The organism is Puniceibacterium antarcticum (genome assembly GCF_002760615.1).
Taxonomy (GTDB): Bacteria; Pseudomonadota; Alphaproteobacteria; order Rhodobacterales; family Rhodobacteraceae; genus Puniceibacterium; species Puniceibacterium antarcticum.
Genome location: NZ_AWWI01000005.1, coordinates 1 through 841, shown reverse-complemented (window position 1 = coordinate 841; position 841 = coordinate 1). Strand labels below are relative to the sequence as shown.

The 841-nt window shown below is 64.0% G+C and carries 1 protein-coding gene; it reads left to right on the top strand.

The genetic code is table 11. The features are described 5' to 3' along the window. Positions 1-766, top strand: a 766-nt coding sequence (locus P775_RS00150; protein WP_245875499.1) for an SOS response-associated peptidase, incomplete at its 5' end; no start/stop codon positions are given. Positions 767-841: the final 75 nt, after the last annotated feature.

The window sequence follows — 841 nt, the reverse complement described above, 5'->3', positions numbered from 1 at the left end:
GCACATCAGAAACACCCTTCCCCGAAGCCGCATGTTCTGGCAATGTTCCGGATCAACCATCCCTCTCGATTCTCCGGATCCGCTGATGTGCAACCTCTATTCACAGACCAAATCCCAGGACGCCATGCGGCATGTCTTTGACGATGTGATCGAAGGGGGTGAGACGCTTGAGGATTTGGTGGGCAACCTGCCACCTATGGCGGGGATCTTCCCGGACTATGCCGCGCCGATCATCCGGCACGCAGAGGCGGGTGGCTGGCAACTGAGCAAAGCCCGCTGGGGCATGCCGACGCCGCAGGTGTTTCTGAAGGGCAAGCGCACAGATCCCGGTGTGAGCAACATCCGCAATACCGCCTCAGCACACTGGAGGCGCTGGCTGGGGGTGGAGCACCGCTGCCTTGTGCCCTTTACCAGCTTTTCCGAAATCGACAGCCGCCCCGGCGCCCCCCGCAATCACCCGGTCTGGTTCGCGCTTGGCCATGATCGGCCTCTGGCGTTCTTTGCGGGTCTGCGCACCGAATGGACCTCTGTGCGCAAACTGAAGGAGGGTGAGGTGACGGCGGACCTCTTTGGGTTCCTCACTTGCGAGCCCAACCGTGAGGTGGCGCCCGTTCATCCAAAGGCGATGCCCGTCATCCTGACAACGCCTGAGGAATGCCGGAGCTGGCTGACAGCACCTGCCGCCGAGGCGCTGCACCTGCAACGACCCCTGTCAGACGGGATGCTGCAGATCGTGGCGGAAGGGGCGCGTGAGGATGCGGCCTGAGGCCGCTCCACCCGACCCCTTATCCTTGCGCCCGCGCCGCGTGCATGAGGCCGAGGGCGGCGGGCGGCGCGCATT